This is a genomic window from Methylobacterium terrae, from assembly GCF_003173755.1.
Classification (GTDB): domain Bacteria; phylum Pseudomonadota; class Alphaproteobacteria; order Rhizobiales; family Beijerinckiaceae; genus Methylobacterium; species Methylobacterium terrae.
The window spans coordinates 3,247,501-3,273,195 of the sequence record NZ_CP029553.1 but is presented as its reverse complement, the minus strand read 5'-3'; the positions used below and the strand labels follow the sequence as shown (position 1 = coordinate 3,273,195).

Below are 25,695 nucleotides of genomic sequence, written 5' to 3'. Positions count from 1 at the left end.
AGGGGACGTGTCGGCACGCGCGGTCCTCGTGAGCCACCCGGCGCGGCCATGCACGAAGCGGGCCGGCCGCCGGTGGAGGATACTCCGCCCGACCCCGCGCACGACACCCTGCGCGCGTCGGATCGGACGTCGAGGCCGGCCAACGTCGACCATCCCCGATTCCGCTGCGATCATGCGGTGTGGATCGACTCTCGTCTCACGGCGAATCATGGGTGTGGCGGGTCACGACCTTGCCGATAGGGTTCTCGATCGGTCTTGACCGACTGCAGGCGTCGGCAGCACTGGGTCAGCCACCACACTGTCCCGCTGTCATGAAATGATCACGAGCCTCGCCCAAGAGGTTTCACCGCACGACCGGCGTGGTACGATTGCGGCGCGGCTGCGTGCGGCGCTTTCGTCGCCCTGGCTGCTTCAGGCTGGTCACGAACGGCCGAAATCTCGTGTACGGAGTGCGCCGGGAGACGAAACACGGCGCGAGCCGGCGTCGGCAAGGTCGCGCCGCGGAGTTGGGGGAACGGGACATGGTGCAAGACGCGGCTGCGCAGGCCGGCCCCGGCCGATCCGGTCCCGGCCCCGCGGAACTGCCGGCGGCGCGACCCGATTCGGGCCTCGGGGCGCTCGCCCTCGTCGCCTCGTTCCACCAGATCCCCTGCGAGCCGGCGCAGGTCCGCCACGATCTCGGCCTCGGCCAGACCGTCATGAGCGCCACCGACATCGTCCGCGGCGCCCGCCGCCTCGGCCTGAAAGGACGCCTGCTCCAGAACCAGAAGCCCCGACGCCTCGACGGCATCCCGCTGCCGGCCATCCTCGAGGTCGAGGACGGACGCTTCGTCGTGCTCGGCCGGCGGTTCGACGACGGCAAGCTCCGCATCATCGATCCCGTCGCCCGCACCGCCGACCACGTCGAGGCCGAGGTCTTCCTGGCTCGCTGGACCGGCACCATCGTGCTCGTCGCGCGCCGCGCCAACCTCCAGACCGCGCTCCACAACTTCGGACTGACCTGGTTCGCCCCATCCGTCTGGCGCTACCGCAGGCCGCTCGCCACCGTGCTGGTCGCCTCGCTGTTCATCCAGCTCTGCGCCCTCATCACCCCGATCTTCTTCCAGATCACCATCGACAAGGTCCTGGTCCACCGCGGCTACTCCACCCTGACGCTCGTCGCCGTCGGCCTCGTGGTGCTCGGCCTGTTCCACGTCGTCCTGCAATACCTGCGCGGCTACATCCTCACCCACACGGCCAGCCGCATCGACGTCGAGCTCGGCGCGCGCCTGTTCGACCACCTGATGCGCCTGCCGCTCGGCTACTTCGAGACCCGGCCCGCCGGACAGACGGTCGCCCGCGTGCGCGAGCTCGAGACGGTGCGCAACTTCCTCACCGGCCAGGCGCTGACCTCGGCGATCGACGTGCCCTTCACGTTGATCTTCCTCGCCATCCTGTACGTCTACTCGCCGCTGCTCGCGCTGATCGTCACCCTGTCGATCCCCTGCTACATCCTGGTGGCGGTGCTGCTGCGCCCGATCCTGCGCGACAAGACCCTCGAGCGCTTCAACCGCTCGGCCCTGTCGAGCCAGTTCCTGATCGAGTCGGTGGTCGGCATCCACACCGTCAAGGCGCTCGCGGTCGAACCCACCCTCAAGAGCCAGTGGGAGGAGCGGCTCGCCGCCTACGTCAAGACCTCGTTCGTCGCCGGCTTGGTGGCCAGCATCGGCCAGAACGCGATCCAGTACATCTCGAAGGTCACCACCGCGCTGGTCCTGTTCTTCGGCGCCTACGCGGTGATGAACGGCGAGCTCACCGTCGGCAGCCTGATCGCCTTCAACATGATCATGGGGCAGGTCACCGCCCCGATCCTGCGCCTGTCCCAGCTCTGGCAGGACTTCCAGCAGGTCAAGGTGTCGCTCGAGCGCCTCGGCGACGTGCTCAACTGCCCCCCTGAGACCCGCGCGCTGGCCCAGGCCCACCTGCCGCCGGCCAAGGGCCAGATCACGGTGCGGGGCGTGTCGTTCCGCTACCAGCCCGGCACGCCGGAGGTGCTGAAGGACGTCAGCCTCGACATCCCGGCCGGCCAGGTCATCGGCATCGTCGGCCCGTCGGGCTCGGGGAAATCGACCTTCACCAAGCTCCTTCAGCGCCTCTACGTCCCGGAGAAGGGCCAGGTGCTGGTCGACGGCGTCGACATCGCGCAGGTCGATCCCGCCTGGCTGCGGCGCCAGATCGGCGTCGTGCTCCAGGAGAACCTGCTGTTCAACAAGACGGTGTTCGAGAACATCGCGCTCGCCAATCCTGGCCTGTCGCGGGCGCAGGTGATGCAGGTGGCGCGCCTCGCCGGGGCCGACGAGTTCATCAACCGCCTGCCGCTCGGCTACGACACGCCGATCGAGGAGCGCGGCGCCAACCTCTCGGGCGGGCAGCGCCAGCGGCTCGCCATCGCGCGGGCGCTCGCCACCAACCCGCGCATCCTGATCCTGGACGAGGCGACCTCGGCGCTCGACTACGAGAGCGAGCGGATCATCCAGGAGAACATGAAGCACATCGTGCGCGGGCGCACCGTCATCATCATCGCCCATCGGCTGGCGGCGGTGCGGATCTGCGACCGCATCATCGCCGTGCAGGAGGGGCGTATCGTCGAGGACGGCACCCACCGCGAGCTCGTCGAGCGGCCGGCCTCGCTCTACGGCCGCCTCTGGCGCCTGCAATCGGACCACGGCTCGAGCAAGGGAGAAGCCGCGTGAGCGCGACCCCGCAACCCGCTTCTCCCAACCTGCCGGCCCCGCGGCGCCAGCCCCCGCCGCCGGCCCGCTTCAGCCCGCGCGGCCTCTCCGAGCGGGTGCGGCGGCTCGCCGATGACCGCTCGGACCAGGAATTCCTGCCGGCGCATCTCGAGATCCTCGACACCCCGCCCTCTCCTTACGCGGTGGTGTTCACCTGGGTGATGTGCCTGATGTTCGGGGCGGCGCTGGTCTGGAGCATCTTCGCCCAGATCGACATCCACGCCGTCGCCACCGCGCGGATCCAGCCGAGCGGCCGCTCGAAGGTCGTGCAGCCCTTCGACACCGGCAAGGTCCAGACCGTGTCGGTCGAGAACGGCAGCCGGGTCCAGGCCGGCGACGTTCTGCTGACGCTGGAGCCGACCGAGGCCGAGGCCGACCTGTCCTCGCGCCAGGGCGACCTCGCGGCATTGGAAGCCCAGATCGCGCGGCGGCGCGCGACGATCGCGGCGGTGGAGACGAACCGGCCCACCGCGACGGTGAGCTTCCCGGCCGAGGTGCCGCCGGCGGTGCGGGCCCGCGAGGAGGGGGCGATGCTGGCCGAGATCGGCCAGTACGTCACCACCCGCGAGGCGTTCGAGGCGCAGCTCGCCGAGAAGGTCGCGACGCAGGAGCGCTTCACCGCCAGCATCGCTGCCCGGATGCGCCTTCAGGCGGTCTTGAGGGAGCGCGCCGACATGCGCGAGACCCTGGTGGCCAAGGCCGCCGGCACCCGGGCGGCGGTGATCGACGCGGTGCAGCAGGTCGAGCAGGTCGCGGCCGACCTCGCCTACGACCGCGGGCAGCTGACCGAGGCGAAGGCGGCCGCGACCTCGCTGCAGCGGCGCATGACCCAGCTGACGAGCGAGACGGTGGCGCGCCAGTACCAGGCGCTGACGGAAGCGGCGCAGAAGCGCGACGCGCTGGTGCAGGACGTGGTGAAGGCGACGCTCAAGCGCGAGCGCACGCAGCTCAAGGCGCCGATCTCCGGCACGGTGCAGCAGCTCGCCGTGACGACGCTCGGCCAGGTGGTGACCGCGGGCCAGCCCTTGATGGTGGTGGTGCCGACGGACGGCCCGATCGAGGTCGAGGCGCAGGTCCAGAACAAGGACATCGGGTTCGTGATGCCCGGCCAGGAGGCGGTGGTGAAGATCGACGCCTTCCCGTTCACCCGCTACGGCTCGATCGAGGGCAAAGTCGTGCGGGTCTCGCGCGACGCGGTCGACGATCGCGAGGCGGGGGGCGGCAGCGACGCCCTGTCGGTGGCGCGGGGCCAGGGGCTGAACCCGGTGACGGGCACGCAGAAGACCCAGAACCTGATCTTCCCGGTGACGGTGGCCCTGTCGCACACCTTCATCCGGGCGGACGGCAAGGACGTGGCGCTGACGCCGGGCATGACCGCGACGGTGGAGATCCGGACCGGGCGCCGGCGGGTGATCGACTACCTGCTCTCGCCGGTGCGCGAGACGACCTCGACGGCCGGGCACGAGCGGTGACGGGCGGGATCCCGGCCTCGGGGCCGGGATCCGCTCAGCCGAGGTCGGCGCCCTGGGTGTTGACGTAGAGCGCGTAGAGCGAGCGGGTCGAGGCCATCAGCAGGCGGTTCCGGTCGCGGCCGCCGAAGCAGAGATTGGCGCAGCGCTCCGGCAGGCGGATGCGGCCGATCATCCTGGCCTGAGGCGAGAGCACCACGACGCCGTCCTCGGCCTCGCCCATGCCCCAGCCGCACCACAGGTTGCCGTCGCGATCGGCCCGGAAGCCGTCGGCGGTGCCCTTGCCGCAATCGAAGAACACCCGGCCCTCGCCGAACAGGCCCGCGCCGTCCGGCGTCACGTCGAAGGCGCGGATCAGGCGGTTCGGCTCGGCGCGCGCCTCGATGACGTAGAGGATGCGCTCGTCGGGGGAGAAGCACAGGCCGTTCGGGCCCTTGAGCCCGCGGGCGACCGCCTGGACCGCCCCGGTGGCGGGATCGACCCGGTAGACGTTGCCCGGCAGCTCGGGCGCCGCCATGGCCTCGAGCGGGTTCGGGCCGAAGGCCGGATCGGTGAACCAGACCGAGCCGTCGGAGCGGCAGACGACGTCGTTCGGCGAGTTGAGCGGCTTGCCCTCGAACCGGTCGGCCAGCACCGTGATGCGGCCGTCATGCTCGGTTCGCGTCACCCGCCGGGTGCGGTGCTCGCAGGTGAGGAGCCGGCCCTGGCGATCGCGGGCGTTGCCGTTGGCGTAGTCGGCGGGCCGCCGGAAGGTCGTGACCGCGCCGGTCTCCTCGTCCCACTTGAGGATGCGGTCGTTCGAGACGTCGCTGAATAGCAGCATCCGCATGTCGCCGAACCAGACCGGCCCCTCCGCCCAGCGGAAGCCGGTGGCGAGGCGCTCGACGCTGGCCAGGCCGATGCGGTACTTCGCGAAGCTCGGCTCAAGGATCTCCACGGCCGGATCGGGCAGCCTTTGCGCCGGCTCCCAGGCCCGCGCCGCGCTCGCCGCGACCGTCGCGGCGCCCGCCGCGAGGAATGCCCTGCGGTCGAAACCCATGCCGTCCTCCCTTGTCGCGGCGCTTCAAGCACTCGCGGTAACTTATTGTTTCTTGGGTATCTTCGATGAGGCGAGGTGCCCCGGCCGATGGCCCGGGCACCTCCCGGCCCGTCAGGTGATCGGCGCCGGGTTGAACAGCGTCAGGTCGTTGTACAAACCCCAATGGTCCGACCACGGCTTCTTCCGGCCGCTCGCCACGTCGAGGATCAGGCGAAACAGCTCCCAGCCGGTCTCCTCGATCGTCGCCTCGCCGGTGGCGATCTTGCCCGCGTCGAGGTCGATCAGGTCGGACCAGCGCTGGCTGAGCTCGGTGCGGGTCGCGACCTTGATCACCGGCGCCTCGGCCAGCCCGTAGGGCGTGCCGCGGCCGGTCGAGAAGACCTGGAGGGTGATGCCGGAGGCGAGCTGGAGCGTGCCGCAGACGAAGTCGCTCGCAGGCGTGGCTGCGAAGATCAGGCCCTTCTGGCGCACCCGCTCGCCCGGTGCGAGCACGCCCCGGATCGCGCTGGTGCCGGATTTCGCCACCGAGCCCAGCGCCTTCTCGACGATGTTGTTGAGCCCGCCCTTCTTGTTGCCGGGGGACGGATTGGCGCTGCGGTCGGCCCCGCCTTGGGCGAGATAATCGTCGTACCACGCCATCTCGCGCACCAGCGCCCGCGCGACCTCCTCGGTCTCGGCCCGGGGGGTGAGGAGGTGGATCGCGTCGCGCACCTCCGTGACCTCCGAGAACATCACGGTCGCGCCGGCCCGCACCAGGAGGTCGGCGGCGAAGCCGAGGGCCGGGTTGGCGGTGACGCCCGAGAAGGCGTCGCTGCCGCCGCATTGCAGCCCGACCACGAGGTCGGCGGCCGGGCAGGTCTCGCGGGTGCGCGTGTTCAGCACCTCGAGGCGGGCTTCCGCCATCGCCATGATGCTGTCGAGCATCATCCCGAAGCCCTCGTGGCGCTCGTCCTGGAGCCGCACCACGCCGTCCTGTTGCCCGTCCGGCAGCAGCCGCTCGGAGACGAGCTTCTCGCAGCCGAGGCCGACCACCATCACCTCGCCGCCGAAATTCGGGTTCCGGGCCAGGCTCTGGAGGGTGCGGATCGGGATCACCGCCTGCGGCGCGTTGATGGCGACGCCGCAGCCATAGGCGTGGGTCAGCCCGATCACGTCGTCGACGTTGGGGAAGCGCGGCAGCAATTCCCGCTTGATGCGCCGGATCGCCACCTCGAGGGTCCCGGCGACGCATTGCACGCTGGTCGAGATCGCCAGGATGTTGCGGGTGCCGACCGAGCCGTCCGGATTGCGGAAACCTTCGAAGGTGCAGCCCTCGAGGGGCGGCAGCGGTGCCGGCACGCGGGTGGCGAGGGGCAGCTGGTCGAGGGCGGGCGCGAGCGGCGTGCGCACCCGCGATTCCTCGACCCAGGCGCCGCGGGGCAGGGCCTGGAGCGCCGTGCCGATCACCTCGCCGTAGCGGCGGATCTCGGCGCCCTCGGGAATGTCCGCGAGCGCCACCTTGTGGCCCTGCGGCACGAATTCCCGCAGTACCAGCCCGTCCGGAAACGACGTCCCGGCCGGCAGCCCGAAGGCGTTGACCACGATCGCGACGTTGTCCGTCTCGTGCAGGCGGATGGTGCGGGGCGCGTCGCCCCGGCTCGCAGGGGCGGTCTCGGGGGTGGCGTGCCCCTCAGGCGTCCGCGGCTCGTCCAGCATCGGCTCCCTCCCGGTGTCGCCGGCGTCCTGGGCGCCGGTTCTTCGACGGAAACGACGGTACCGTCCGCGAGGGACGGCACCGCCTGAACTCTCCTTCAAGCCTACTCGGCGGCCAGCGCCTGCGCCGGGGCGATCCGGGCGACGAGGGCGGCGAGCTCCGCCTGCTCGGCGGCGGTGAGGTCGGTGAGGGGAGAGCGCACCGGGCCGGAATCGCGCCCGACCGCCCGCATGCCGGCCTTGATGATCGAGACCGCGTAGCCCTTGCGGCGGTTGCGGATCTCGATCAGGGGCAGGATGAAGTCGCGCAGGCCCTGCGCCACCGCCTCGCGGTCGCGCCGGCGCACGGCGGCGTAGAAGTCGAGGGCGAAGCCCGGCACGAAGTTGAACACCGCCGAGGAGTAGGTGGTCACGCCCATCTCGAGATAGGGCAGGGCGAAGGTCTCGGCGGTGGGCAGGCCGCCGATATAGGTCAGCCGGTCGCCGAGCCGCGAGTAGACCCGGGTCATCAGCTCGATGTCGCCGATGCCGTCCTTGTAGCCGACGAGGTTCGGCAGGCGCTCGCAGAGCCGCGCCAGGGCGTCGGGGCCGATCACCGCGTTGTCGCGGTTGTAGACGATGACGCCGAGGCCGGTCGAGCGGCACACCGCCTCGATATGGGCCGAGAGGCCGTCCTGCTCGGAACCGACGAGGTAGGGCGGCAGCAGCAGGAGGCCGTCGGCCCCGGCCTTCTCGGCGCTCCTCGCCATCTCGCAGGCGATGGCGGTGCCGTAGCCGGCGCCGGCGAGCACCGGCACCCGGCCCTTGGTCTCGGCCACCGCGACGCCGACGACGCGGGCGACCTCGGCCGGGGTGAGGGAGAAGAACTCGCCGGTGCCGCCCGCCGCGAACAGGCCGGCGACGTCGTAGCCGCACAGCCAGTCCATGTTGCTGCGGTACTGCGCCTCGTCGAAGGCGAAATCGGCGGTGAAGGGGGTCACCGGGAAGGAGAGCAGGCCGGCGCCGAGGCGCTGGGCGACGTCGACGGGCGAGAGCGCGGTGGCCATCGGGGCGGGTTTCCTCGTGAGTTTCGGGGCTTCGCCCCGCTGCCCGCAGGTCTACGCCCGCTCACGATGCCGTTCCAGCACCATGTCGGCATGGTTCAATCCAATTCGGGCATCGATGCGTCGAGCGTGCCGGCGAGCTCGGCCAGGATCGGGATCAGCGGGTTGTCGTTGCTCCGGCGCCAGACCAGGAACAGCTCCACCGGCCGTCGCGGCGCCGGGACGAGCGGCCGCAGGCTCACGCCGGCGACCCGCAAGGAGGCGGCGGATTCCGGCACCAGGGCGAGGCCGAGGCCGGAGCGCACCAGCGACAGGATGGTGTGGATCTGCGCCAGGTGCTGCACCGCCCGGGGCATGAGGTCTTCGTCCGCGAAGTAGTCGCCGACGAGGTCGTGGAAGTAGCGCGCCTCGTCGGGAGCGTAGGCGATCAGCGGTTCGGCGGCGATGTCGCGCGCGGTCACGGCCTCGCCGGACGCCAGCGGATGGTCGTCGGGGAGCGCCGCCACCAGGGTCTCGCGGGCGATGCGCAACGTGCCGTCGGCGGCGGGCGGCAGGGGCGGGCGCATCAGGCCGAGATCGATCCCTTGCGCGCCGAGCGCCTCGGCCTGGGCGGCGCTCACCATCTCCTTCAGCAGGATGTCGGCCTCCGGCAGGCGCCGGCGCGCCGCCCGTACCAGGTCGGGCAGGGTGCGGTAGGCGGCGGCCGCCGTGAAGCCGAGGGTCGCGCTGCCGGCCTGGCCCGCCGCCACCCGGCGCGCGGTCGCCGCCGCCTCGTCCGACAGGCGCAGGATCCGCCGCGCCTCGACGAGGAACCGGCGCCCGGCCGGGGTCAGGCGCACGGCGCGGCTGGTGCGGTTGAGGAGCGCCACGTCGAGGACGCGCTCCAGCACCTGGATCTGCCGGCTCACCGGCGGCTGGGTCAGGTGCAGGCGCTCGGCGGCGCGACCGAAATGCAGCTCCTCGGCCACCGCCACGAAGCAGCGCAGCTGGCTCAGTTCGAACATCGGGACCTCTCCGCACCGCTGCCCCCGGACGGCCGACCTCGGGGGATTGGCTGACCCTGGGGGATGAAGGCCGGGCGCTCGCGCGTTCCACCTCCGGGGTCCCGGCAATCCGCCGGCCGGCCCCGCAGACAAAGGCCGCCGATGTCCTCGCCGCTCCACCTCGTCCGGCACGCCGTCCCGTTCACCCGCTACCCGTACCGGGGCGAGGGGATGGCGTGCAATCTCTGCGGCGAATCCGAGACCCTGACCGTGGCCGAGACCGACCGGCGCCTGAAGCGGCTGCGCTCCGTCGCCTGCACGGGGTGCGGGCTGATCCGCACCGACCCGATGCCGAGCGCGGCCGAGCTCGACGCCTACTACGCCTCGGCCTACCGCGCCGCCTACCAGTTCGCCCTCGGCCGTCGCCCGCCGCGCCACCACCTCAACCGCTCCCGGCGCGAGGCGGGGTTCCGGGCGGCCCTGCTCGGCCCCGCCCTGCGGCCGGGCGCGCGGGTGCTCGATGTCGGCTCCGGCTCCGGCGAGTTCCTGGCCGCCGCGCGGGCGCGGGGATGCGACGCCACCGGGATCGAGCCCGGCCGCACCTACGCGGCCTACGCCCGGGCCGAGCACGGTGCGCGGGTGCTCGACCGGCTCGACGCCCTCCCGCCCGACGCGGCCTTCGACGTCGTCACCGCGCATCACGTGCTCGAGCACCTGCGCGATCCGGTCGACACCCTGGCGCGGCTCGCCGGCCGGCTCGCGCCCGGCGGCGTGCTCTACGCCGCGGTGCCCAACATGGCGGCGACGGGCAAGCCGCCGCACGAGCGCTTCCACTTCGCCCATGTCCACGGCTTCGTGCGCCAGACCCTCGACGCCGCCGCCGGCCGGGCCGGGCTGGCGCCGCATCCGGACTACCGGCGCGAGGACACGACGGCGGTGTACCGCCACGCCGCGGCCTCGGACGCGCCGTGCCGCCCGGAGCCCGGCCTCGCGCAGACCCTCGCCGCCGCCCTCGCGCCGGTCCGGCCCGGCGCCTACCTCGCCTCGGGCGCCTGGCTCGGCCCGATGGTCCGGCGCAACGCGAAGGCGATCCGGGACACCTTCGCGGGGCGGTAGAGCCGTGGGCGCGCCGGAGTGGGCGGCGGGAGGCAGGAGAGCGCCTCGGCCGTTCACGACAGGAACGATGTCCTCGACGGCGCGGCGAGCGCCGCCGGCCGCACCGTCGTTGCGGATTTGCCACGTGCGCTAACATCCCCCGCACAATTTGGGATTCCGCCTTCGCACGCTGATCGGGCGTGCTAGAAAAACTCGAACAGCACCAACAACTTAGTATCATTCTAAAGAGCAGCGTCATCCCGGGCGGATCTCCACCCGGGGCGGGCGGGCCGTTGCCTCAAGGTCACGACATGCGTTCCCATCCCAGCGCCTCCGCCTTTTCCCGCCGCTGCCGCGCCGCCGCGCTCGCCGGCGTCTCCCTGATCGGGCTCGCCGCCGCCCAGGCCGCGATAGCCCAGGAGGCGACGCCGCCCCGCCAGGGTGCGGCCGCCGGCGGCACGATCCAGCTCGAGACGGTCGACGTCGCGGGCAACGGTGCCCGGCCCGGCGGCACGGTGGTCGCGGCCCGGCCGAAGGAGGATCCGCGCGGACCGATCGAGGGCTACGTCGCCAAGCGCACCCTGGTCTCGACCAAGACCGACACCCCGCTGATCGAGACGCCGCAATCCGTCACGGTGATCGGGCGCGAGCAGCTCGACGCGCTCAAGCCGCAGCAGGTCGCCGACGCGGTCGCCTACTCGGCCGGCGTCTACGGCAACGTCTTCGGGCCGGATCCGCGGGTCGACTTCTTCCTCATCCGCGGCTTCACCGCCAACGACACCGGCCTGTACCGGGACGGGCTGCAGCTCTTCAACTACGGCTTCGCCACCTACAAGGTCGACCCGTTCGGCCTCGAGCGCATCGACGTGCTGCGCGGGCCGGCCTCGGTGCTGTTCGGCCAGGGCGGTCCCGGCGGCCTGATCAACATGATCAGCAAGAAGCCGCCCGTCGAGCCCCTGAACTACGTCGAGGTCGGCGGCGGGTCGTTCGGCCAGAAGTACCTCGCCTTCGATTTCGGCGGTCCGGCCGACAAGGAGGGCCACTGGTTCTACCGCCTGACCGGCATCGGCCGGCAGGGCGGCACCCAGGTCGACGGGCTCGACGAGAATCGCGGCTACATCGCCCCGACCTTCACCTACAAGCCGGACGGCGCCACCACCTTCACCCTGCTGTCGAGCTTCCAGTACGACGATACCGGCCGCCTCAACGCGTTCCTGCCGTATTACGGCACGGTGCGGCCGACGGTGCTGGGCTTGCGCATCCCGCAGAACTACAACGTCTCGGATCCGTTCAACAACACCTACCGGCGCAGCCAGGCCAGCGTCGGCTACGAGTTCGAGCACGTCTTCGACGACACCTGGACCTTCCGGCAGAACCTGCGCTACGCCTTCAGCGATTCTCTCGACGACGCGTTCCTCGGCGGCCTGTTCGGCCTGAACGGGACCGGCTACGCCGACGCGAACCAGACCCAGATCGCCCGCTACCGCTTCCGCGCCTCGTCGCGGGCGCGCCTGTTCAACGTCGACAACCAGGCGGTGGCCCGGTTCGACGACGGCCTGTTCAAGCACACCGTCCTGATGGGCCTCGACTACAAGAACTTCCAGCTCAACGACAACAACGCCACCGGGGGCTTTTCCGGCACGCCGGTCGCGAACTTCAACATCATCACGCCGAATTACGGTAGCCCGAGCGTTCCGGTCGCGCCCTACCTCGTCAATTACGACGTGTTCCAGCAGCTCGGCCTGTACTACCAGGACCAGATCAAGCTCACGCCCGAACTGACCCTGGTCGTGTCGGGTCGCGGCGACTTCACCTCGAACGAGGTCAACAACCGGCTCGCCAGCACGCAGACGCGGCAATCGGCCAACGCCTTCACGCAGCGCTACGGTCTGATCTACAACTTCGACTTCGGCCTGGCGCCGTACATCAGCTACGCCAGCTTCTTCAACCCGCAGGTCGGCACCAACTTCTTCAGCCAGCCGTTCAAGCCGACCACCGGCGACCAGTACGAGGTCGGCGTCAAGTACGAGATTCCGGGCGCCAACGCCTTCCTGACGCTCGCCGCCTTCGACCTTGCGCTCGCCAACACCCTGACCGCCGACCCGACCAACGCCCTCAACCAGCTCCAGCTCGGCGAGACCCGCTCGCGCGGCTTCGAGGCGCAGCTGGTGGCCAACATCACCAAGGACTTCAACGTCGTCGCGTCGTTCACGAGCTACAATCTCGAGGTCACCAAGGGCGACGTCGGCGTGATCGGGCGGACCCCGACCAACGTGCCCGAGACCCTGGCCTCGCTCTTCGCCGACTACACGATTCCGACCGGGGACTGGGCCGGCTTCGGCTTCGGTGCGGGCGTGCGCTACGTCGGCCGCTCGTTCGCCGACGTGAACAACACCCTGACGGTGCCCGAGCGGGCGCTGATCGACGCGGTGATCCACTACAGCCGCGACAACTGGCGCTTCGCCATCAACGCGGCGAACCTCACCGACAAGCGCTTCGTCTCCTCGTGCCAGTCGGTCACCGCCTGCTTCTACGGCGAGCAGCGCCGCATCACCGCGAGCCTGAGCTACAAGTGGTGAGGTGAGGGGCGGGGGCCCGAGCCCCCGCCCCTCAGTCCGGGATCGCCCGCGGGATCTGGCTCGAGACATGGCCCGCGAAGCCCGACAGGGCGAGCGGGCCGCGCTCGTAGACCTGGAACACCCGCAAGCTCCCATCGCGCAGGGCGGCGAGGGGGAACTGGATCTCGAAGCCGGCGGTCAGGGCATCCGGGTCCTTCAGGTGCGCCGCCACGTCCTGGCGGGCGAAGCTCTCCGCGATCATGAAGCGGCGCGCCCGCCCCGTGCCCCAGCGGGCGATCCAGGCGAGCGGCCGGCCGCGCCCGGGCAGGAAGCACCAGCCCGAGGCCGTGACGGTGGAGCCGAGAAGGGACGAGGCCTCCCCGACCGTGACGGCGTCGAGGCTCGGGCGGCTGCGCACCCGCTTGATCCAGGCCCGGCGCAGGGCCGGCGGCGGCTCGGTCGTCACCAGGCAGGCGCGGGCGGAGGGCGCGACGAACAGCGTGGCCCCGGTCTCGTGCAGGTCCGCCCCGTCGTCGCCCTGGACCACCACCGAGAGGCGATAGAGGCCGGGCGCGATCTCGCGGACCTGCGCCTCGGCGCCGACCCGCGGCGCTCCGCCCTCCTCGCGCCGCGCCGCCCGGGCGAAGGCCGTGCCGTGGTCGCTCCGGAGGACGAGGAAGGGCTGCCCCGGCCGCGCCCCGGCGGGGAGCGCGGCCTCGATGCGGGTGATGCCGCCCTGGCGCGCCACCGGCACGCCCTCGACGACCTGCAGCCCGTGGCCCGCGAGGGTCGCGGGTTCTGCGCTCCGGCGAAGGTCGGCCTCCGGCACCGGCAGGCCGCTCCGCCACGGCGTCACGGGGCCGGGCGCGGCGAAGCCCGGCGCGGTGAAGCGAGCGACCTCGGGAGCGACGGCGACGTGGTCGCCGAAGACGTGGTCGCCGAAGACCTGGAGCAGGTCGACCGTGTAGGCCCCGCCCGGCAGACCCGTGGTGCGCACCTGCGCCGCGAAGCCGGCCTGCTCGGCCCGGCCGGTACCGAACCGACCGGCGAGCTCGGGGCGGCGCTCGGGGAGGGCGGCGAGGTAGGCCGTCGCGTCGGCCCCGCGCAGGCGCAGCCAGGTCTGGGCCGGGCGCCCGGCGTTCGGCCGCCAGATCCAGCCGCGCAGGGACAGGCTGTCGGCGACCGCGCAGGCGCCGATGCGGCCGGGCAGGCGCTGCCCGTCGATGACGAGGTCGGCAATCTCCCACGACAGGTCGGGATCGCTCGGCGCCAGCACCCGCTCGGGCAGGCCGGCGACCGCCGGGGGCAGGGCCTCGACGACGACGCTCGCCTCGCTCTCGCCGTCCCACACGACCGCCGGGTCGGTCCAGTCGGGGTGGTTGAGGCGAAACCCCAGATCGAGCGCCGAGAGGGTGAGGGGCGCCAACGGCTCGTCCGGACCGGCGTGGGGGACGGGACGGGTCGCGATCAGCTCGCGGTAGAGCGCCGCCATCCGGGCGACGTGCCGGCCCACCGTCGGGAAGGTCTTCCGTCGAATCGCGGCGCGCAACGAGGCGACGAGGCCGTGATCGTGGCCCAGGCGCCGCAGGGCATGGCGCACGGCGCCCGAATCGCCGGGCGGGACCTTGAGGCCGTCGACCCCGTCCGTGACCCGCTGCCCCGGCGCGCCGAGATCGGTGACGATCGGGATCAGGCCGGCCCGCCACGCCTCGGTGAGCGAGATCATGTAGGTCTCGGGCCAGATCGACAGGTGGAGCGACACGTCGCAGCCGGCGAGCAGGGCCGGCACCTCCTCGCGGGCGTAGCCGCCGCGCAGGGACAGCCGCTCCCCCGCCAGCGCCTCGAAGGCGGCGACGAGATAGGTCTCGACGTAGCCGAGCACCTCGAACACGATGGGCTCGCCCGCGGTGATGCGCACGAGCTCGAGCAGGGTCTGGGCGCCCTTGTGGTCGACGACGTTGCCGAGCACCGCGACCCGCAAGGGGCCCCTCGGTTGCGGAGGAGCGCGGCCCTCGGCGACGGGGGCCGGCAGCCCGGAGGACGCGGGCTCCGCATCCACCATCTCGATCACCGCCACCCGGGCGGCGGCCTCGGGATAGAAGGCCCGGACGTAGTCGGCGGTGGCCGGCGTGCTGCTCACGAAGGCGTCGACGGAGCCGATCATCCGCGCCACGAACCCGTCTCGCCGCGCCTTGGCGCCGGCCGGCAGCCCCTCGGCGGTGGCAAGGCAGCCGTCGCACTCCCGCTCGCCGCGATGCACGACGTCGCAGAACGCGCCGTGCTGGTTCCTCAGCGTGTAGCGGTGGCAGACCAGGAAGAAGTCGTGCAGCTGCACCACCACCGGCACGCCGTGGGCGCGGGCGATCGCCGGCAGGCTCAGGGGCAGGCCGAGCAGGTGGTGGACGTGGACGAGGTCGATGCGCCGCTCGACCAGGACGCGCTCGAACAGCGCCTCGATCTCGGCACTGGCGAGCAACCGCTCCGCCGGCGGGATCGGCAGCGCCTCCGAGGCTTCGCCCTCGTCGAGGCGCAGCACCCAGGCCTCCTCCTCGAACGAGGGGTAGAGGAACAGGGCCTCGAACCCGTCGAGCGCTTCTGCGAGCTGCTCCTGGTAGAACTCCACGCCGCCGCCCTGCCGCCGTCCAACGCGGTTGTGGGCGACGTACAGGATGCGGGGCTTGGCTGCGGTCGGCGCGAGGCTCATCGAAGGACGATCGGACGGTGCGGCCTCCCGGCCGGCCCGGTGCTCCCGCACCGCCCGTAGGATCACGTCGACCCGGTGGTCGTAGAGGTGCCGGGCCCGGGTGCGCGCGCGCGCCCGCTCCGCCATGGCGATGCGGCCCTCGGGATCGGACAGCAGCGCGGTGATCGCCGCGACGACGCCGTCCTCGGGGCAGGCGCGGACCTCGCGGTCCGCCTCGTAGTAGTCGAAGGTCTCGGGATCGGCGCCGACGACGAGCTGGGCGCCGCCGGCGAGCGCCGCCTCGAATAGCCGCGGCGGCGGCGTCGTGCCGGCGGGCGTCTCGTCGGCGCCGGCGGTGAAGATCCGGGGCAGGGTCAGCACCACCCGGCTCGCATTGGCCAGGCGCGCGAAATCCGCGTTGCCGCAGCGCCAATCGACGACGAGGTCGTCGCGCACCAGCACGGCTTGCGGCAGGTAGGCGTTCGCCGGCAGCGCGACCTTCACCTTCAACTCGCGGGGGAACGACGACAGGATCCGGTTGAGCGTCGCGACCCGGTTCGGCCAGGCCGTCCCGACGAACATGAGGTCGTAGCGGTACTCCGCATCGTCCCGTCGGACGGGGAGGTCCTGGAACAGGGGCGTGGCCGCGAGCGGCAGGTGCCGGGCGCGGCCGCCGTAGCGGGAGAGCGAGCCGCGGTCGTTGGTGAAGACGAGATCGAAGCAGCCCGACAGCCGTGCGTTCGCGCCGCTCAGGTACGGGTCCTCGGTGGTCCAGAGCGCGCTGGTGCCCGACAGCGCGCAGAGGCGGCGCAGGAGGGCGTGGTGGCGGCTCGCCCCCCCGAAGGCGAGGAAGAGGTCGAAGCGTTCGGCTCGCGCCAGCGCGTCTTGCGCCAGCGCCACGGCGTCGGCGTGGCTCGCCCGGACCACCCGCGCGACCGACGGGTGGCGCTGCAGGGCGTCGGCGACCGCGAGGGTGATGTAGGCGTTGCTGGTCCTCGGCTCGGTGTCGAGCAGGAGGACCGAGAGCGGCGCGGAGAGGGGCCCGGCAGGAGGCCCGGCAAGGGGTCCGGCAGGAGGCCCGGCAAGGGGCCCGGAAGGAGGCCCGGCAAGAGGCCCGGAAGGAGGCCCGGCAAGAGGCCCGGCAGGAGGCATGGCAGGGGACATGGGGCTTCCGGTCATGCGGCCATCACCGCCAGGATGGTCCGCGCCCGGTGCGCGTAGGTGTGGGCGTCGAGCGCCCGGGCGCGGGCGCGCTCCGCCATCGCCGCGAAGGCGGCGGGCTCGCGGTGGGAGCGGGCGATCGCCTCCGCGATCTCGGGCACGTCGTCGAAGAGCAGGATCTCGCGGCCCTCCTCGAAATAGTCCAGGATCTCGAGCCCGGCGGCGAAGCAGAGCTGCGGCGCCCCCGCCAGCGCGGCCTCGAACACCCGAGGCCCGGGAGTCGAGGCCGGCAGGCGGAAGCGCCGGTTGGCGATGTCGAGGTCGCGACCGACCGCGAGGGTGAGGCGCGCCTCGCTCGCCCGGTCTGCCATCGCGGCGGGGGGCATGCGGGCGTTCTCGGCGAAGGGCAGGGAGGCCGGCCAGCCCGCGCCGCGCACCTCGACCCTGCACCCCGCGAGGCTGCCTTGCGCGCGCTCGAGGAGCGCGACCCGGTTCGGGAAGGCCGCGCCGCAGAAGAACAGGTCGAGGCTGCGCTCGGCCATCGGCCGCACCGGCCGGTCGTGGGTTCGACGGCAGGCGGCGAGCGGCAGGTGCGAGACCGACGGGTGCCGGTAATGGGGCAGGGCCCAGCGGTCGTTGGTGAAGACGTGGTCGGCCAGGATCTCGGCCTTGACCCCGTAATCGAACTCGTAGGGGTCGTCGTGCAGCCAGAAGGCGAGGCGCGCGCCGGCCCGGCGGACGCTCCGCGGCAGCCCCCGCAGGGGGGCCGCGTCGATCGCGACGCTGCCGAGCGCGACGACGAGGCTCGGACGGAACTCCGCGACGGCCTCCTCGGCGAGCTCCAGCGGGCTCTCGCGCACCGCCGCCGCGCCGAGCACGTCCTCGAAGCCGTGGCGGAGAGAGGTGCGGATCGTCGCGTTGTGGTTCACCGCGTCCGGGCTTGTGCTCACCACCAGGACCTTCGCGGGAGACGAGCCTTTCAGGAACATGCGGACCGATCGAGGGAATGTCGCGGCTGGAGGAGGATGCCGAACACGCAAAAGCCGCCGAGATCAAGGCGTGAGATCAAGGCTCTCGTCGGCGCCTCCCCGCGAGGCGCCCGTCGCGGTCCCGTACCCCGGCACCCGGAGGGTCGGCGACACGCCGCCTCGCAGGTGATAGGAGGGCTGGCCATGGTCGCCCTTCCGCTTACCCAGTGCCCGCATCCCGCATCCGGGACCTGGCGCGTGCGTCCGTCCGTCGTCGCGCAGTCCCCCGTCCCCGCGCGGACCGCCTCGCGATGGCCCGCCCGATGAGCGACGCGCCCGACCTCGACTACCGGAGCCTGTTCGACGCCTCGCCCGCGCCCTGCCTGGTCCTCGATCCGCGGGGCCGGGTGCTGGCGGCCAACCGGGCCTATCGCGACGGTATCGGCCGCGGGGCGGGCCGCAGCCCGGACGATCTCGTCGGCCGGCTCCTGCCGGACGCGGCGGGGGAAGGCGCGCCGATGCAGGCCTCGATCGCCAGGGCGGTCGCGACGGGCCGGCCCGACACGATCGCGCTCGGCCCCGAGGGGCGGGACGGCGCCGCGCGGGAGAGCTGGAGCGTCACCCACATCCCGGTGCGCGACGCCTCCGGGGCGGTCGCGGCGGTTCTCCACCATCCGGTCGCCGGGGCCCTCGAGCAGGAGGCCCACGCCCTCGAGCAGGAGGCCCACCAGCGGCGGGAGCAGATCTTCCAGCAGATGCCGGGCTTCGTCGCGGTCCTGCGCGGCCCGACCCACGTCTTCGAGTACGTCAACGACGCCTACGTGACGATCGCCGGCGCGCGCGACTTCCTCGGGCGCACGGTGCGCGAGGCCTTCCCCGAGCTCGCCGACCAGGGCTTCTACGAGCTCCTCGACACGGTCTACGGCACCGGCCGGCCGTTCGCGGCCCGCGCCATGCCGATCCTGCTGGCCGGCGAGGAGGACGAGCGCGCCATCGACCTCCTGTACCAGCCGCTGCGGGACGGGGCCGGGGCGGTCACCGGCATCTTCGTCGGCGGGTACGACGTCACCGAGCAGGTCCGCTCGCGGGCCGCCCTGCGCGACAGCGAGGAGCGTTACCGCACCCTGCTCGAGAGCATCGACGTCGGGTTCTGCATCCTCGAGATGAAGTTCGACGGCGAGGGCCGGGCGGTCGATTACCGGATCGCCGAGGCCAACCCGGCCTTCGCCCGCCAGACCGGCGCCGACGTGGCCGGGCTCTGGGTGAGCGAGTTCGCCCCCGACCTCGAGCGGCACTGGTTCGACAGCTACGGCGGCGTGGCGTTGACCGGCGAGCCGGTCCATTTCGAGAACCAGGCCGACGTGTTCGGGCGCTGGTTCGACGTGCGGGCGCTGCGGATCGGCGATCCGGCGCTGGCCAGGGTCGCGGTGTTCTTCAGCGACATCTCGGAGCGCAAGCGCATGGAGGAGGCGCTGCGCGTCCTCAACGCCTCGCTCGAGGCGCAGGTCGCCGAGCGCACCGCCGAGCGCGACCAGATCTGGCGGGCCTCGACCGACCTGTTCTGCGTCGCCACCCCCGAGGGCTACCTCGTCAGCCTCAATCCGGCCTGGACCGCGCTCCTCGGCTGGGGCGAGGGCGAGCTCCTGGGCCGCCCGTTCCTCGATTTCGTCCACCCGGACGACGTGCCGGCGACGATGGCGGCGGCCGAGGCCCTCGCCCGCGGCGAGCCGCAACCCAACTTCGAGAACCGCTACCGGCACCGGGACGGCACGCATCGCTGGCTGTCCTGGAACGCCGTGCCGCGGGACGGGCGCATCTACGCCACCGTGCGCGACGTGACGGCGGTCCGGGCCCAGGCTGCGGCGCTCGCCCAGGCCGAGGAGGCCCTGCGGCAATCGCAGAAGATGGAGGCGGTGGGCCAGCTCACCGGCGGCGTCGCCCACGACTTCAACAACCTGCTCACCATCATCCGCTCCTCCGTCGACTTCCTGCGCCGGCCGGAGCTGCCGGAGGCGCGGAAGCGCCGCTACCTCGACGCCGTGTCCGACACGGTGGACCGCGCCGCCAAGCTCACCGGCCAGCTCCTCGCCTTCGCCCGCCGCCAGGCACTGTCGCCGGCGGTGTTCGACGTCGGCGAGAAGGTGCGGGGCGTGGCCGACATGATCGACACGGTCACCGGCGCCCGGGTGCGGGTGGCCGTGACCGTGCCCGACCATCCGTGCTTCGTGCGGGCCGACGTGAGCCAGTTCGAGACCGCGCTGATCAACATGGCGGTCAACGCCCGCGACGCGATGGAGGGCGAGGGCACGCTGACCCTGACGCTCGCCTGCGGCGCCGCGATGCCGCCGATCCGGGGACATGCCGGCTCGCAGAACGCCTTCGCGGCGATCTCGCTCGCCGATACCGGGCCGGGCGTGCCGGCGGACCTGATCGGCCGCATCTTCGAGCCGTTCTTCACCACCAAGGAGGTCGGCCGGGGCACGGGCCTCGGCCTGTCCCAGGTCTTCGGCTTCGCCAAGCAGTCGGGCGGCGACGTCGACGTGACGAGCCGGCCGGGGGCGGGCGCCACCTTCACCCTCTACCTGCCGGAGGCGCCGGAGGGCGCCGGCCACGGCCCCGAGACCGGCGCCGACCCCTCCGTGTCGCCGATCGGCTCCGGCGAGAGCGTCCTCGTCGTCGAGGACAACATCGAGGTCGGGCGCTTCTGCACCCAGATCCTGCACGATCTCGGCTACCGCACCACCTGGGCGACCAACGCCGAGGACGCCCTGGAGCGGCTCGGACCCGACGGGGCGGGGTTCGACGTGGTGTTCTCCGACGTGGTGATGCCGGGCATGGGCGGAATCGCGCTCGCCCGCGAGCTGCGCCGCCGCCTGCCGCACCTGCCGGTGGTGCTCGCCTCCGGCTACAGCCACGTGCTGGCGCAGGACGACGCGCACGGCTTCGAACTCCTGCACAAGCCGTACTCGGCCGACCAGCTCGGCCTGATCCTGCGGCGGGCGGCGCGGCTGCGGCGGGCGGGGTGACGCGCGAGAGGAGCCCTGCGATGCAGCCCGACAGCCACGTCCTCGCGCCGAACGGCGGGATGCCGAACGACCCGGACCTGCCGGTCCTGCATTACCGGGGCGTCGCGGCCGGTGCCGAGGCGCTCGAGGCGTTGTTCGCCCGCAACGGCTGGCCGGCGCAGTGGCGCAACGGCGTGTTCGCCTATCACCACTACCACTCGACGACGCACGAGACCCTGGGCATTGCCGCCGGCCGCGCCCGCCTGATCCTCGGCGGCGAGGGCGGACGCAAGGTCGCGGTCGCGGCCGGCGACGTGCTGGTGCTGCCGGCCGGCACCGGCCATTGCCGGCTGTCGGCGAGCCCGGACTTCCTGGTCGTCGGCGCTTATCCGCCGGGCTGCAGCTTCGATCTCTGCCGCGCGGCGCCGGACGACGGGGCGCGGATCCGCATCGCCGGGCTCGCGGTCCCGGCGAGCGATCCGTTCCACGGGAGCGGCGGGCCGCTGACGCGGCTGTGGCGGCGGGGCCGAGGCGGCATCGGCGATGTGTGAGGGCGCGAGCGTCCGGCAGAGCCTCAGAGGCCGTGCTTCGTCCAGAGGGCCCGGACTTGGTCGCCCGTCGCGACTTCGCCGCCCGCGATCTCCGCATCGACCCCGGTGGCGCGGGCCCTTCGCGCCGGTTCCATAACCTACCTTATGCGAATCGCGGGTGTAGGCGCAAAGTGAGAATGTCCCACCCGATCCGGCGCGTGCACCTCCCCCGACGGCCGCAGCGCACCCGATACCGGCACCGTTCCGCTGCGCAATCCGGCTCGGCCGGCACGATCACCCGGCACAACGACCCGGCATGACAACGCGGCGTGACTCTGACATGGTGGAACGCCCTCATCCAAGAGGTCTCGTCACCCGGACGGCCCTGCCGGACGCCGGCATCGGGCGCGTCCGGCTCCGGGGCTCGTCACCGGGCGCGAGCCGGCCGCCGTCCGCGTCGAGGCCTCGCCGTCCACCCGGCGACGCGGCCCTCCGCGGGGCCGGAATCGGGAAACGCCTCTCGTGAACCAGCAGACGACCAGGCTCGACCGGATCGACATGAAGATCCTGATCGAGCTGCAGAAGAACGGCCGCATGACCAACGTGACGCTGGCGGATGCCGTCGGCCTGTCGGCGAGCCCGTGCCTGCTCCGGGTCAAGCGCATGGAGCAGGCCGGCTACATCACCGGCTACGGCGCCCACATCGCCCTGCCGAAGCTCGGCGAGACCGTGACGGTGTTCACGGAGTTCACGCTCAACGGCCACACGCCGGAATACTTCCAGCGCTTCGAGCAGGCGCTGCGCAAGATCGACGAGGCGATCGAGGGCCACGTGGTCAGCGGCGGCTACGACTACCTGGTGAAGTTCGTTACCCGCGGCCTGTCGCATTACCAGGAGGTGATCGAGGCGCTGCTGGAGCGCAACGTCGGAATTGCCAAGTACTTCAGCTACATCGTGCTGCGCACGCCGATCGTGAAGACCGAGCTGCCGCTCGCCGCGTTGTTCGGCGAGGAGCGCTGAGCGGCGGGGCCTGGCGCCCCGCCTTCCGGCGAGCCGGCGTCCGGGTCGTCCGCGACGATCCTAGCCCAGGGCCTGGCTGGCGACGGCGAAGATCCGGGCCGGCCCAGCCTCCGGGATCGTGCCGCGGGTCATCGTCACCGGCTCGTCGACGTTGGCAAGGCCGCAGGCCTGCGCGAAGGCGGCGAGCGGCCCGTCGCGCTCGGTCGTGTCGAGGCGCAGGAACGTGCCCGCGTGCGTCCGCACGTGCGGGCTCGCCAGCGCCACGGCGCTCCCGCCGTCGGCGGCGACGATCGGGCCGACGAGGTGGCCGCGCCCGAAGGGGCGGCAGCAGGCGTAACCGGCGATCCGGCCCCCCTCCTCCAGGACGGTGATCGCGCCGACCCGGCGCAGCGCCTCGAGCAGCCGGACGCGGTCGCCGCCGGAGGCCTCGCGGTCGAGGGCGACGAGTCCCGGCCAGTCGGCCTCGGTCGCCGGGCGCACCCGGGCATCCTCGACCGCCGCCGCCGCATCCGCGGTGCCGTGGTACTGGGTCAGGCCGCCGGTCACGCGAAAGCCTTCCGATTCGTAGAGGCGCCGTCCGGCCTCCGTCGAGGTGAGCCGGATGGTGCGATCGCCCGCGGCCGAGAAGAGCTCCCGCATCAGCCGCCGGCCGGTGCCGTTCGCCTGCCTCCGGGGCGAGACGATCACCATGCCGATGGTGGCGAGCCCCTCGCCGAAGGGCCACCACATCGCCGAGCCCATCACGCGGCCCTCCTCGTCGCAGGCGACGAGGCCGTGCCCGAGTTCCAGCATCAGGCGCCAATCGTCGGCCCCGTGCGGCCAGCGCACCTCCACCGAGAGGCCGTGCGCCGCCGCGATGTCGGCCGCAATCATCGGGCGGATCGTCGGGCCGTTCGTCTCGTTCGTCATCGCGTCGGATCTCGTGCTGGACAATGGCGCGCGCCCCGGCCCTGCGACGAGGGCCGGGGCGCGCGAAGGATCGACGGTCAGAGGCCGCCCATGTGGAGGGACTTCAGTTCCAGGTACTCGTCGATGCCGTAGGCCGAGCCCTCGCGGCCGAGGCCCGACTGCTTGACGCCGCCGAAGGGCGCGGCCTCCATCGAGACCGTGCCGGTATTGAGCCCGACCATGCCGAATTCCAGCGCCTCGCCGACCCGCCAGGCCCGGCGGATGTCGGAGGTGTAGAAGTACGAGGCGAGGCCGAACGGCGTCGCGTTGGCGACCGCGATCGCGTCCTCCTCGCGGGAGAAGCGCATCAGCGGCGCGAGCGGCCCGAAGGTCTCCTCCGTGGCGAGGCGCATGCCGGTCTCGGCCCCGGTCAGCACCAGCGGCGGCACGAAGCGGCCGCGCACGGCGTCCGGGTCACCCGCCACCAGCCGGGCGCCGTGCTTGAGCGCGTCGTCGAGATGCGCCGTCACCTTGGCGGCGGCCGCGTCGTTGATCAGCGGGCCGATGGTGACGCCCGCCTCGAAGCCGTTGCCGACCCGGAGCCTGGCCGCGGCCTCGGCGAGGCGGGCGGCGAAGCGGTCGTGGATGCCGTCCTGCACCAGGATCCGGTTGGCGCAGACGCAGGTCTGGCCGGCATTGCGGAACTTCGAGGCCATCACGCCGGCGATCGCCTGGTCGAGATCGGCGTCGTCGAAGACGATGAACGGGGCGTTGCCGCCGAGCTCGAGGCTGAGCCGCTTGATGGTCGGGGCCGACTGGGCCATGAGCAGCCGCCCGACCGCGGTCGAGCCGGTGAAGGACAGCTTGCGCACCGTCTCGCTGCCGGTCATCTCGGCGCCGATCGGCGCCGCCTGCCCGGTGACGACGCTGAACACGCCCTTCGGCACCCCGGCCCGCTCGGCGAGGACCGCCAGCGCCAGCGCCGAGAACGGCGTCAGGTCGGCGGGCTTGACCACGATCGGGCAGCCGGCGGCGAAGGCCGGCGCCACCTTGCGGGTGATCATCGCGATCGGGAAGTTCCACGGCGTGATCGCCGCGCAGACGCCGACCGGCTCCTTGAGCACCAGCACCCGGCGGTCGCCGACCGGCGCGGTGAACACGTCGCCGGTGATCCGGCGCGCTTCTTCCGCGAACCACTTCACGAAGCTTGCCCCGTAGGCGACCTCGCCGCGGGCTTCCGCCAGCGGCTTGCCCTGCTCGGCGGTCATGATCGCGGCCAGGTCCTCGGCATTCTCGAGGATCAGCGCGTTCCAGCGCTCGAGGATCGCGGCGCGCTCGGCCGGCGCGGTGCGGCGCCAGGCCGGAAAGGCGGCCTCGGCCGCCATGATGGCCGCGCGGGTCTCCGACGCGCCGCAATCCGGCACCGTCCCGAGGGTCTCGCCGGTCGCCGGGTCGGTCACGGCCAGGCTCGCGCCGGATTCGGCGTCGCGCCACTCGCCGGCGATGGAGGCCTGGAAGCGCAGGAGCGCGGGATCGCGCAGGCGGTCCTGGGAGAACATGGGATTTCCTCGGGCGATAGGGCGCGGCGTCGAGGCCGGCGCTTCGGAAGGCGGACGGGATCGGCGACGCGCGTCCGGTCCGCGCGAGCGGGCGGTGCCGGCCGCGACCGCTCGGTCGACGGTCGGCGGTGCGTACCTACAGGCCGAGCAGCCCCGGCAATCCGCGGATGTCCTTGATCTCGTGGTAGCCGTAATAGGGGTTGGCCGGCTCGTGACCGCGGTTCACCCAGACCTTGTTGGTGATGCGCAGGTCGTGCGCGGTCATCAGGTCGTAGCGGAAGCTCGACGAGCAGTGCAGCACGTCCTCGGGGCCGCAGCCGAGCTGGTCGAACATGTACTCGAAGGCCTGCATCCGCGGCTTGTACGCCTGGGCCTCCTCGGCGGTGTAGGCGGCGTGGAACGGCGCGCCGAGCTTGGCGACCGAGTGCGGGATCAGGTCCTTCATGGAGTTCGACAGGATCACCAGGGGGAATTCCTTGGCGACCTTCGCCAGCCCCTCGACCGTGTCCGGGTGCGGGCCCCAGGTCGGGACCTCGGCGTAGACCGCGTCGGCGTCGCTGTCGCGGTATTCCACCCCGTTGAGCTTGCAGGTGCGGATGAGGGAGTTGGCGACCACGTCCTTGTAGGGCTTCCACGGGCCCAGCACCTCGTCGAGGCGGTAGGCCGAGAAGTCGGCGACGAAGGCGTCCATGCGCTCCTTCGGCACCCGGTCGGCGTAGAGGCGGCGGGCGACGGGCGCCATCTCGAAGTAGATCAGCGTGCCGTAGCAGTCGAAGGTGATGTACTTGGGCTTGAGATGGGCCATCGGGGTCTCCCTGCGGTGCTCGACCGTGCGGCGTTCAACCGTGGCAAAGATTACGGGGCGCGCAGGAGCGCCGGACTCCGTTGTGCCGGCTCCGGGGCCGGCGATCCTGCGCTTTCATCCCCGCCATACGGCAGGTCCTGCCGGGGGCACCGGTCCGCCGGGTCGGTCGGCGACCGGACGGAGCGTGCCGCGGCATCCTCTGCCGTCGAGGGCTCACGCCCCGCGACGATTCCGCCTGCTGCCCGCCGACATTCGGCGTCTCCGGCGGATCGCGCGCCGGTATCGTTCCCGCATCGGCGCCGCCGTCCCGACGGCCTCGATCCCGATCCGACCGGCGACCGCGCGCTTCGAGGCCCCCCCATGACCATCACCAAGACCACCACCGAGACCGCCGCTCCCCCGACGCCCCTCATCGCCTACAAGTCG

17 protein-coding genes (1 of these 17 only partly in view) are annotated in these 25,695 nt (G+C 72.4%); 8 read left to right on the top strand and 9 right to left on the bottom strand.

Features of this window, described 5'->3' with window-relative positions:
* Window positions 1-521 precede the first annotated feature (521 nt).
* Both DK419_RS15060 and DK419_RS15055 read left to right on the top strand, forming a co-directional pair.
* Window positions 522-2,732: a type I secretion system permease/ATPase gene (locus DK419_RS15060; RefSeq protein ID WP_109959793.1), complete on the top strand. Its 2,211-nt coding sequence runs from the start codon at window positions 522-524 to the stop codon at window positions 2,730-2,732.
* Complete coding sequence (locus tag DK419_RS15055) at window positions 2,729-4,243, top strand: HlyD family type I secretion periplasmic adaptor subunit (protein WP_109959792.1); 1,515 nt, start codon at window positions 2,729-2,731, stop codon at window positions 4,241-4,243. Before DK419_RS15060 ends, DK419_RS15055 begins: the two co-directional genes overlap by 4 nt.
* Before the next feature lie 34 nt (window positions 4,244-4,277).
* On the opposite strand, the gene DK419_RS15050 is transcribed toward DK419_RS15055, so the two are convergent.
* From DK419_RS15050 to DK419_RS15035, 4 genes are all read right to left on the bottom strand, one after another.
* Window positions 4,278-5,279 (bottom strand): SMP-30/gluconolactonase/LRE family protein, encoded by a 1,002-nt coding sequence (locus DK419_RS15050; protein ID WP_109959791.1) that lies wholly within the window; start codon window positions 5,277-5,279, stop codon window positions 4,278-4,280.
* A gap of 111 nt (window positions 5,280-5,390) precedes the next feature.
* The gene (gene garD / locus DK419_RS15045) at window positions 5,391-6,974 is read right to left on the bottom strand and encodes a galactarate dehydratase (protein WP_245442451.1); all 1,584 of its coding nucleotides are present in this window, start codon (window positions 6,972-6,974) and stop codon (window positions 5,391-5,393) included.
* Between the two features lie 101 nt (window positions 6,975-7,075).
* Window positions 7,076-8,017 (bottom strand): 5-dehydro-4-deoxyglucarate dehydratase, encoded by a 942-nt coding sequence (gene kdgD / locus DK419_RS15040; protein ID WP_109959790.1) that lies wholly within the window; start codon window positions 8,015-8,017, stop codon window positions 7,076-7,078.
* Between the two features lie 95 nt (window positions 8,018-8,112).
* The gene (locus DK419_RS15035; protein WP_109959789.1) at window positions 8,113-9,018 is read right to left on the bottom strand and encodes a LysR family transcriptional regulator; all 906 of its coding nucleotides are present in this window, start codon (window positions 9,016-9,018) and stop codon (window positions 8,113-8,115) included.
* Window positions 9,019-9,159: 141 nt separating this feature from the next.
* Between DK419_RS15035 and DK419_RS15030 the strand changes: the two genes are divergently transcribed.
* Window positions 9,160-10,113 carry a class I SAM-dependent methyltransferase gene (locus DK419_RS15030; protein WP_109959788.1) on the top strand — a complete coding sequence of 318 codons (954 nt, stop codon included), beginning with the start codon at window positions 9,160-9,162 and terminating at the stop codon, window positions 10,111-10,113.
* Window positions 10,114-10,403: 290 nt separating this feature from the next.
* On the top strand, window positions 10,404-12,671 hold the full coding sequence (locus tag DK419_RS15025; protein ID WP_109959787.1) for a TonB-dependent siderophore receptor: 2,268 nt from the start codon (window positions 10,404-10,406) through the stop codon (window positions 12,669-12,671).
* A 31-nt stretch (window positions 12,672-12,702) separates the two neighbouring features.
* On the opposite strand, the gene DK419_RS15020 is transcribed toward DK419_RS15025, so the two are convergent.
* Together DK419_RS15020 and DK419_RS15015 are read right to left on the bottom strand one after the other, a co-directional pair.
* Complete coding sequence (locus DK419_RS15020; protein WP_162561238.1) at window positions 12,703-16,497, bottom strand: glycosyltransferase family protein; 3,795 nt, start codon at window positions 16,495-16,497, stop codon at window positions 12,703-12,705.
* 11 nt (window positions 16,498-16,508) lie between these two features.
* On the bottom strand, window positions 16,509-17,444 hold the full coding sequence (locus DK419_RS15015) for a CgeB family protein (protein WP_245442449.1): 936 nt from the start codon (window positions 17,442-17,444) through the stop codon (window positions 16,509-16,511).
* A gap of 341 nt (window positions 17,445-17,785) precedes the next feature.
* Between DK419_RS15015 and DK419_RS15010 the strand changes: the two genes are divergently transcribed.
* The 3 genes from DK419_RS15010 to DK419_RS15000 all read left to right on the top strand — a co-directional run bounded on the left by DK419_RS15010 (window position 17,786) and on the right by DK419_RS15000 (window position 22,017).
* Window positions 17,786-20,488: a PAS domain-containing protein gene (locus DK419_RS15010; protein ID WP_208642199.1), complete on the top strand. Its 2,703-nt coding sequence runs from the start codon at window positions 17,786-17,788 to the stop codon at window positions 20,486-20,488.
* Between the two features lie 20 nt (window positions 20,489-20,508).
* Window positions 20,509-21,018 (top strand): cupin, encoded by a 510-nt coding sequence (locus DK419_RS15005; RefSeq protein WP_109959783.1) that lies wholly within the window; start codon window positions 20,509-20,511, stop codon window positions 21,016-21,018.
* Between the two features lie 537 nt (window positions 21,019-21,555).
* Window positions 21,556-22,017, top strand: coding sequence for an Lrp/AsnC family transcriptional regulator (locus DK419_RS15000; protein ID WP_109962322.1), 462 nt, complete (start codon window positions 21,556-21,558; stop codon window positions 22,015-22,017).
* Window positions 22,018-22,077: 60 nt separating this feature from the next.
* On the opposite strand, the gene DK419_RS14995 is transcribed toward DK419_RS15000, so the two are convergent.
* The 3 genes from DK419_RS14995 to DK419_RS14985 form a co-directional block, all read right to left on the bottom strand.
* The gene (locus DK419_RS14995) at window positions 22,078-22,926 is read right to left on the bottom strand and encodes a GNAT family N-acetyltransferase (RefSeq protein ID WP_109959782.1); all 849 of its coding nucleotides are present in this window, start codon (window positions 22,924-22,926) and stop codon (window positions 22,078-22,080) included.
* A 77-nt stretch (window positions 22,927-23,003) separates the two neighbouring features.
* Window positions 23,004-24,464, bottom strand: coding sequence for an NAD-dependent succinate-semialdehyde dehydrogenase (locus tag DK419_RS14990; protein ID WP_109959781.1), 1,461 nt, complete (start codon window positions 24,462-24,464; stop codon window positions 23,004-23,006).
* A gap of 136 nt (window positions 24,465-24,600) precedes the next feature.
* Entirely contained in the window at window positions 24,601-25,269 is a 669-nt protein-coding gene (locus DK419_RS14985; protein ID WP_109959780.1) for a haloacid dehalogenase type II, read from the bottom strand.
* A gap of 360 nt (window positions 25,270-25,629) precedes the next feature.
* On the opposite strand from DK419_RS14985, the gene DK419_RS14980 reads away from it, so the two are divergent.
* Window positions 25,630-25,695, top strand: partial view of a 2-hydroxyacid dehydrogenase gene (locus DK419_RS14980; RefSeq protein WP_109959779.1) — the 5' portion only. Its footprint extends 906 nt past the window's final position; 66 of the gene's 972 nt are visible here — the first part of the coding sequence; the start codon lies at window positions 25,630-25,632; its stop codon lies off the right edge, out of view.

Coding starts and splice junctions, on each gene's coding strand:
- DK419_RS15060 (WP_109959793.1), top strand. CDS start 522: ATGGTGCAAGACGCGGCTGCGCAGGCCGGCCCCGGCCGATCCGGTCCC.
- DK419_RS15050 (WP_109959791.1), bottom strand. CDS start 5,279: ATGGGTTTCGACCGCAGGGCATTCCTCGCGGCGGGCGCCGCGACGGTC.
- garD (WP_245442451.1), bottom strand. CDS start 6,974: ATGCTGGACGAGCCGCGGACGCCTGAGGGGCACGCCACCCCCGAGACC.
- kdgD (WP_109959790.1), bottom strand. CDS start 8,017: ATGGCCACCGCGCTCTCGCCCGTCGACGTCGCCCAGCGCCTCGGCGCC.
- DK419_RS15035 (WP_109959789.1), bottom strand. CDS start 9,018: ATGTTCGAACTGAGCCAGCTGCGCTGCTTCGTGGCGGTGGCCGAGGAG.
- DK419_RS15030 (WP_109959788.1), top strand. CDS start 9,160: ATGTCCTCGCCGCTCCACCTCGTCCGGCACGCCGTCCCGTTCACCCGC.
- DK419_RS15025 (WP_109959787.1), top strand. CDS start 10,404: ATGCGTTCCCATCCCAGCGCCTCCGCCTTTTCCCGCCGCTGCCGCGCC.
- DK419_RS15020 (WP_162561238.1), bottom strand. CDS start 16,497: ATGTCCCCTGCCATGCCTCCTGCCGGGCCTCTTGCCGGGCCTCCTTCC.
- DK419_RS15010 (WP_208642199.1), top strand. CDS start 17,786: ATGAGCGACGCGCCCGACCTCGACTACCGGAGCCTGTTCGACGCCTCG.
- DK419_RS15005 (WP_109959783.1), top strand. CDS start 20,509: ATGCAGCCCGACAGCCACGTCCTCGCGCCGAACGGCGGGATGCCGAAC.
- DK419_RS15000 (WP_109962322.1), top strand. CDS start 21,556: ATGAAGATCCTGATCGAGCTGCAGAAGAACGGCCGCATGACCAACGTG.
- DK419_RS14995 (WP_109959782.1), bottom strand. CDS start 22,926: ATGACGAACGAGACGAACGGCCCGACGATCCGCCCGATGATTGCGGCC.
- DK419_RS14990 (WP_109959781.1), bottom strand. CDS start 24,464: ATGTTCTCCCAGGACCGCCTGCGCGATCCCGCGCTCCTGCGCTTCCAG.
- DK419_RS14985 (WP_109959780.1), bottom strand. CDS start 25,269: ATGGCCCATCTCAAGCCCAAGTACATCACCTTCGACTGCTACGGCACG.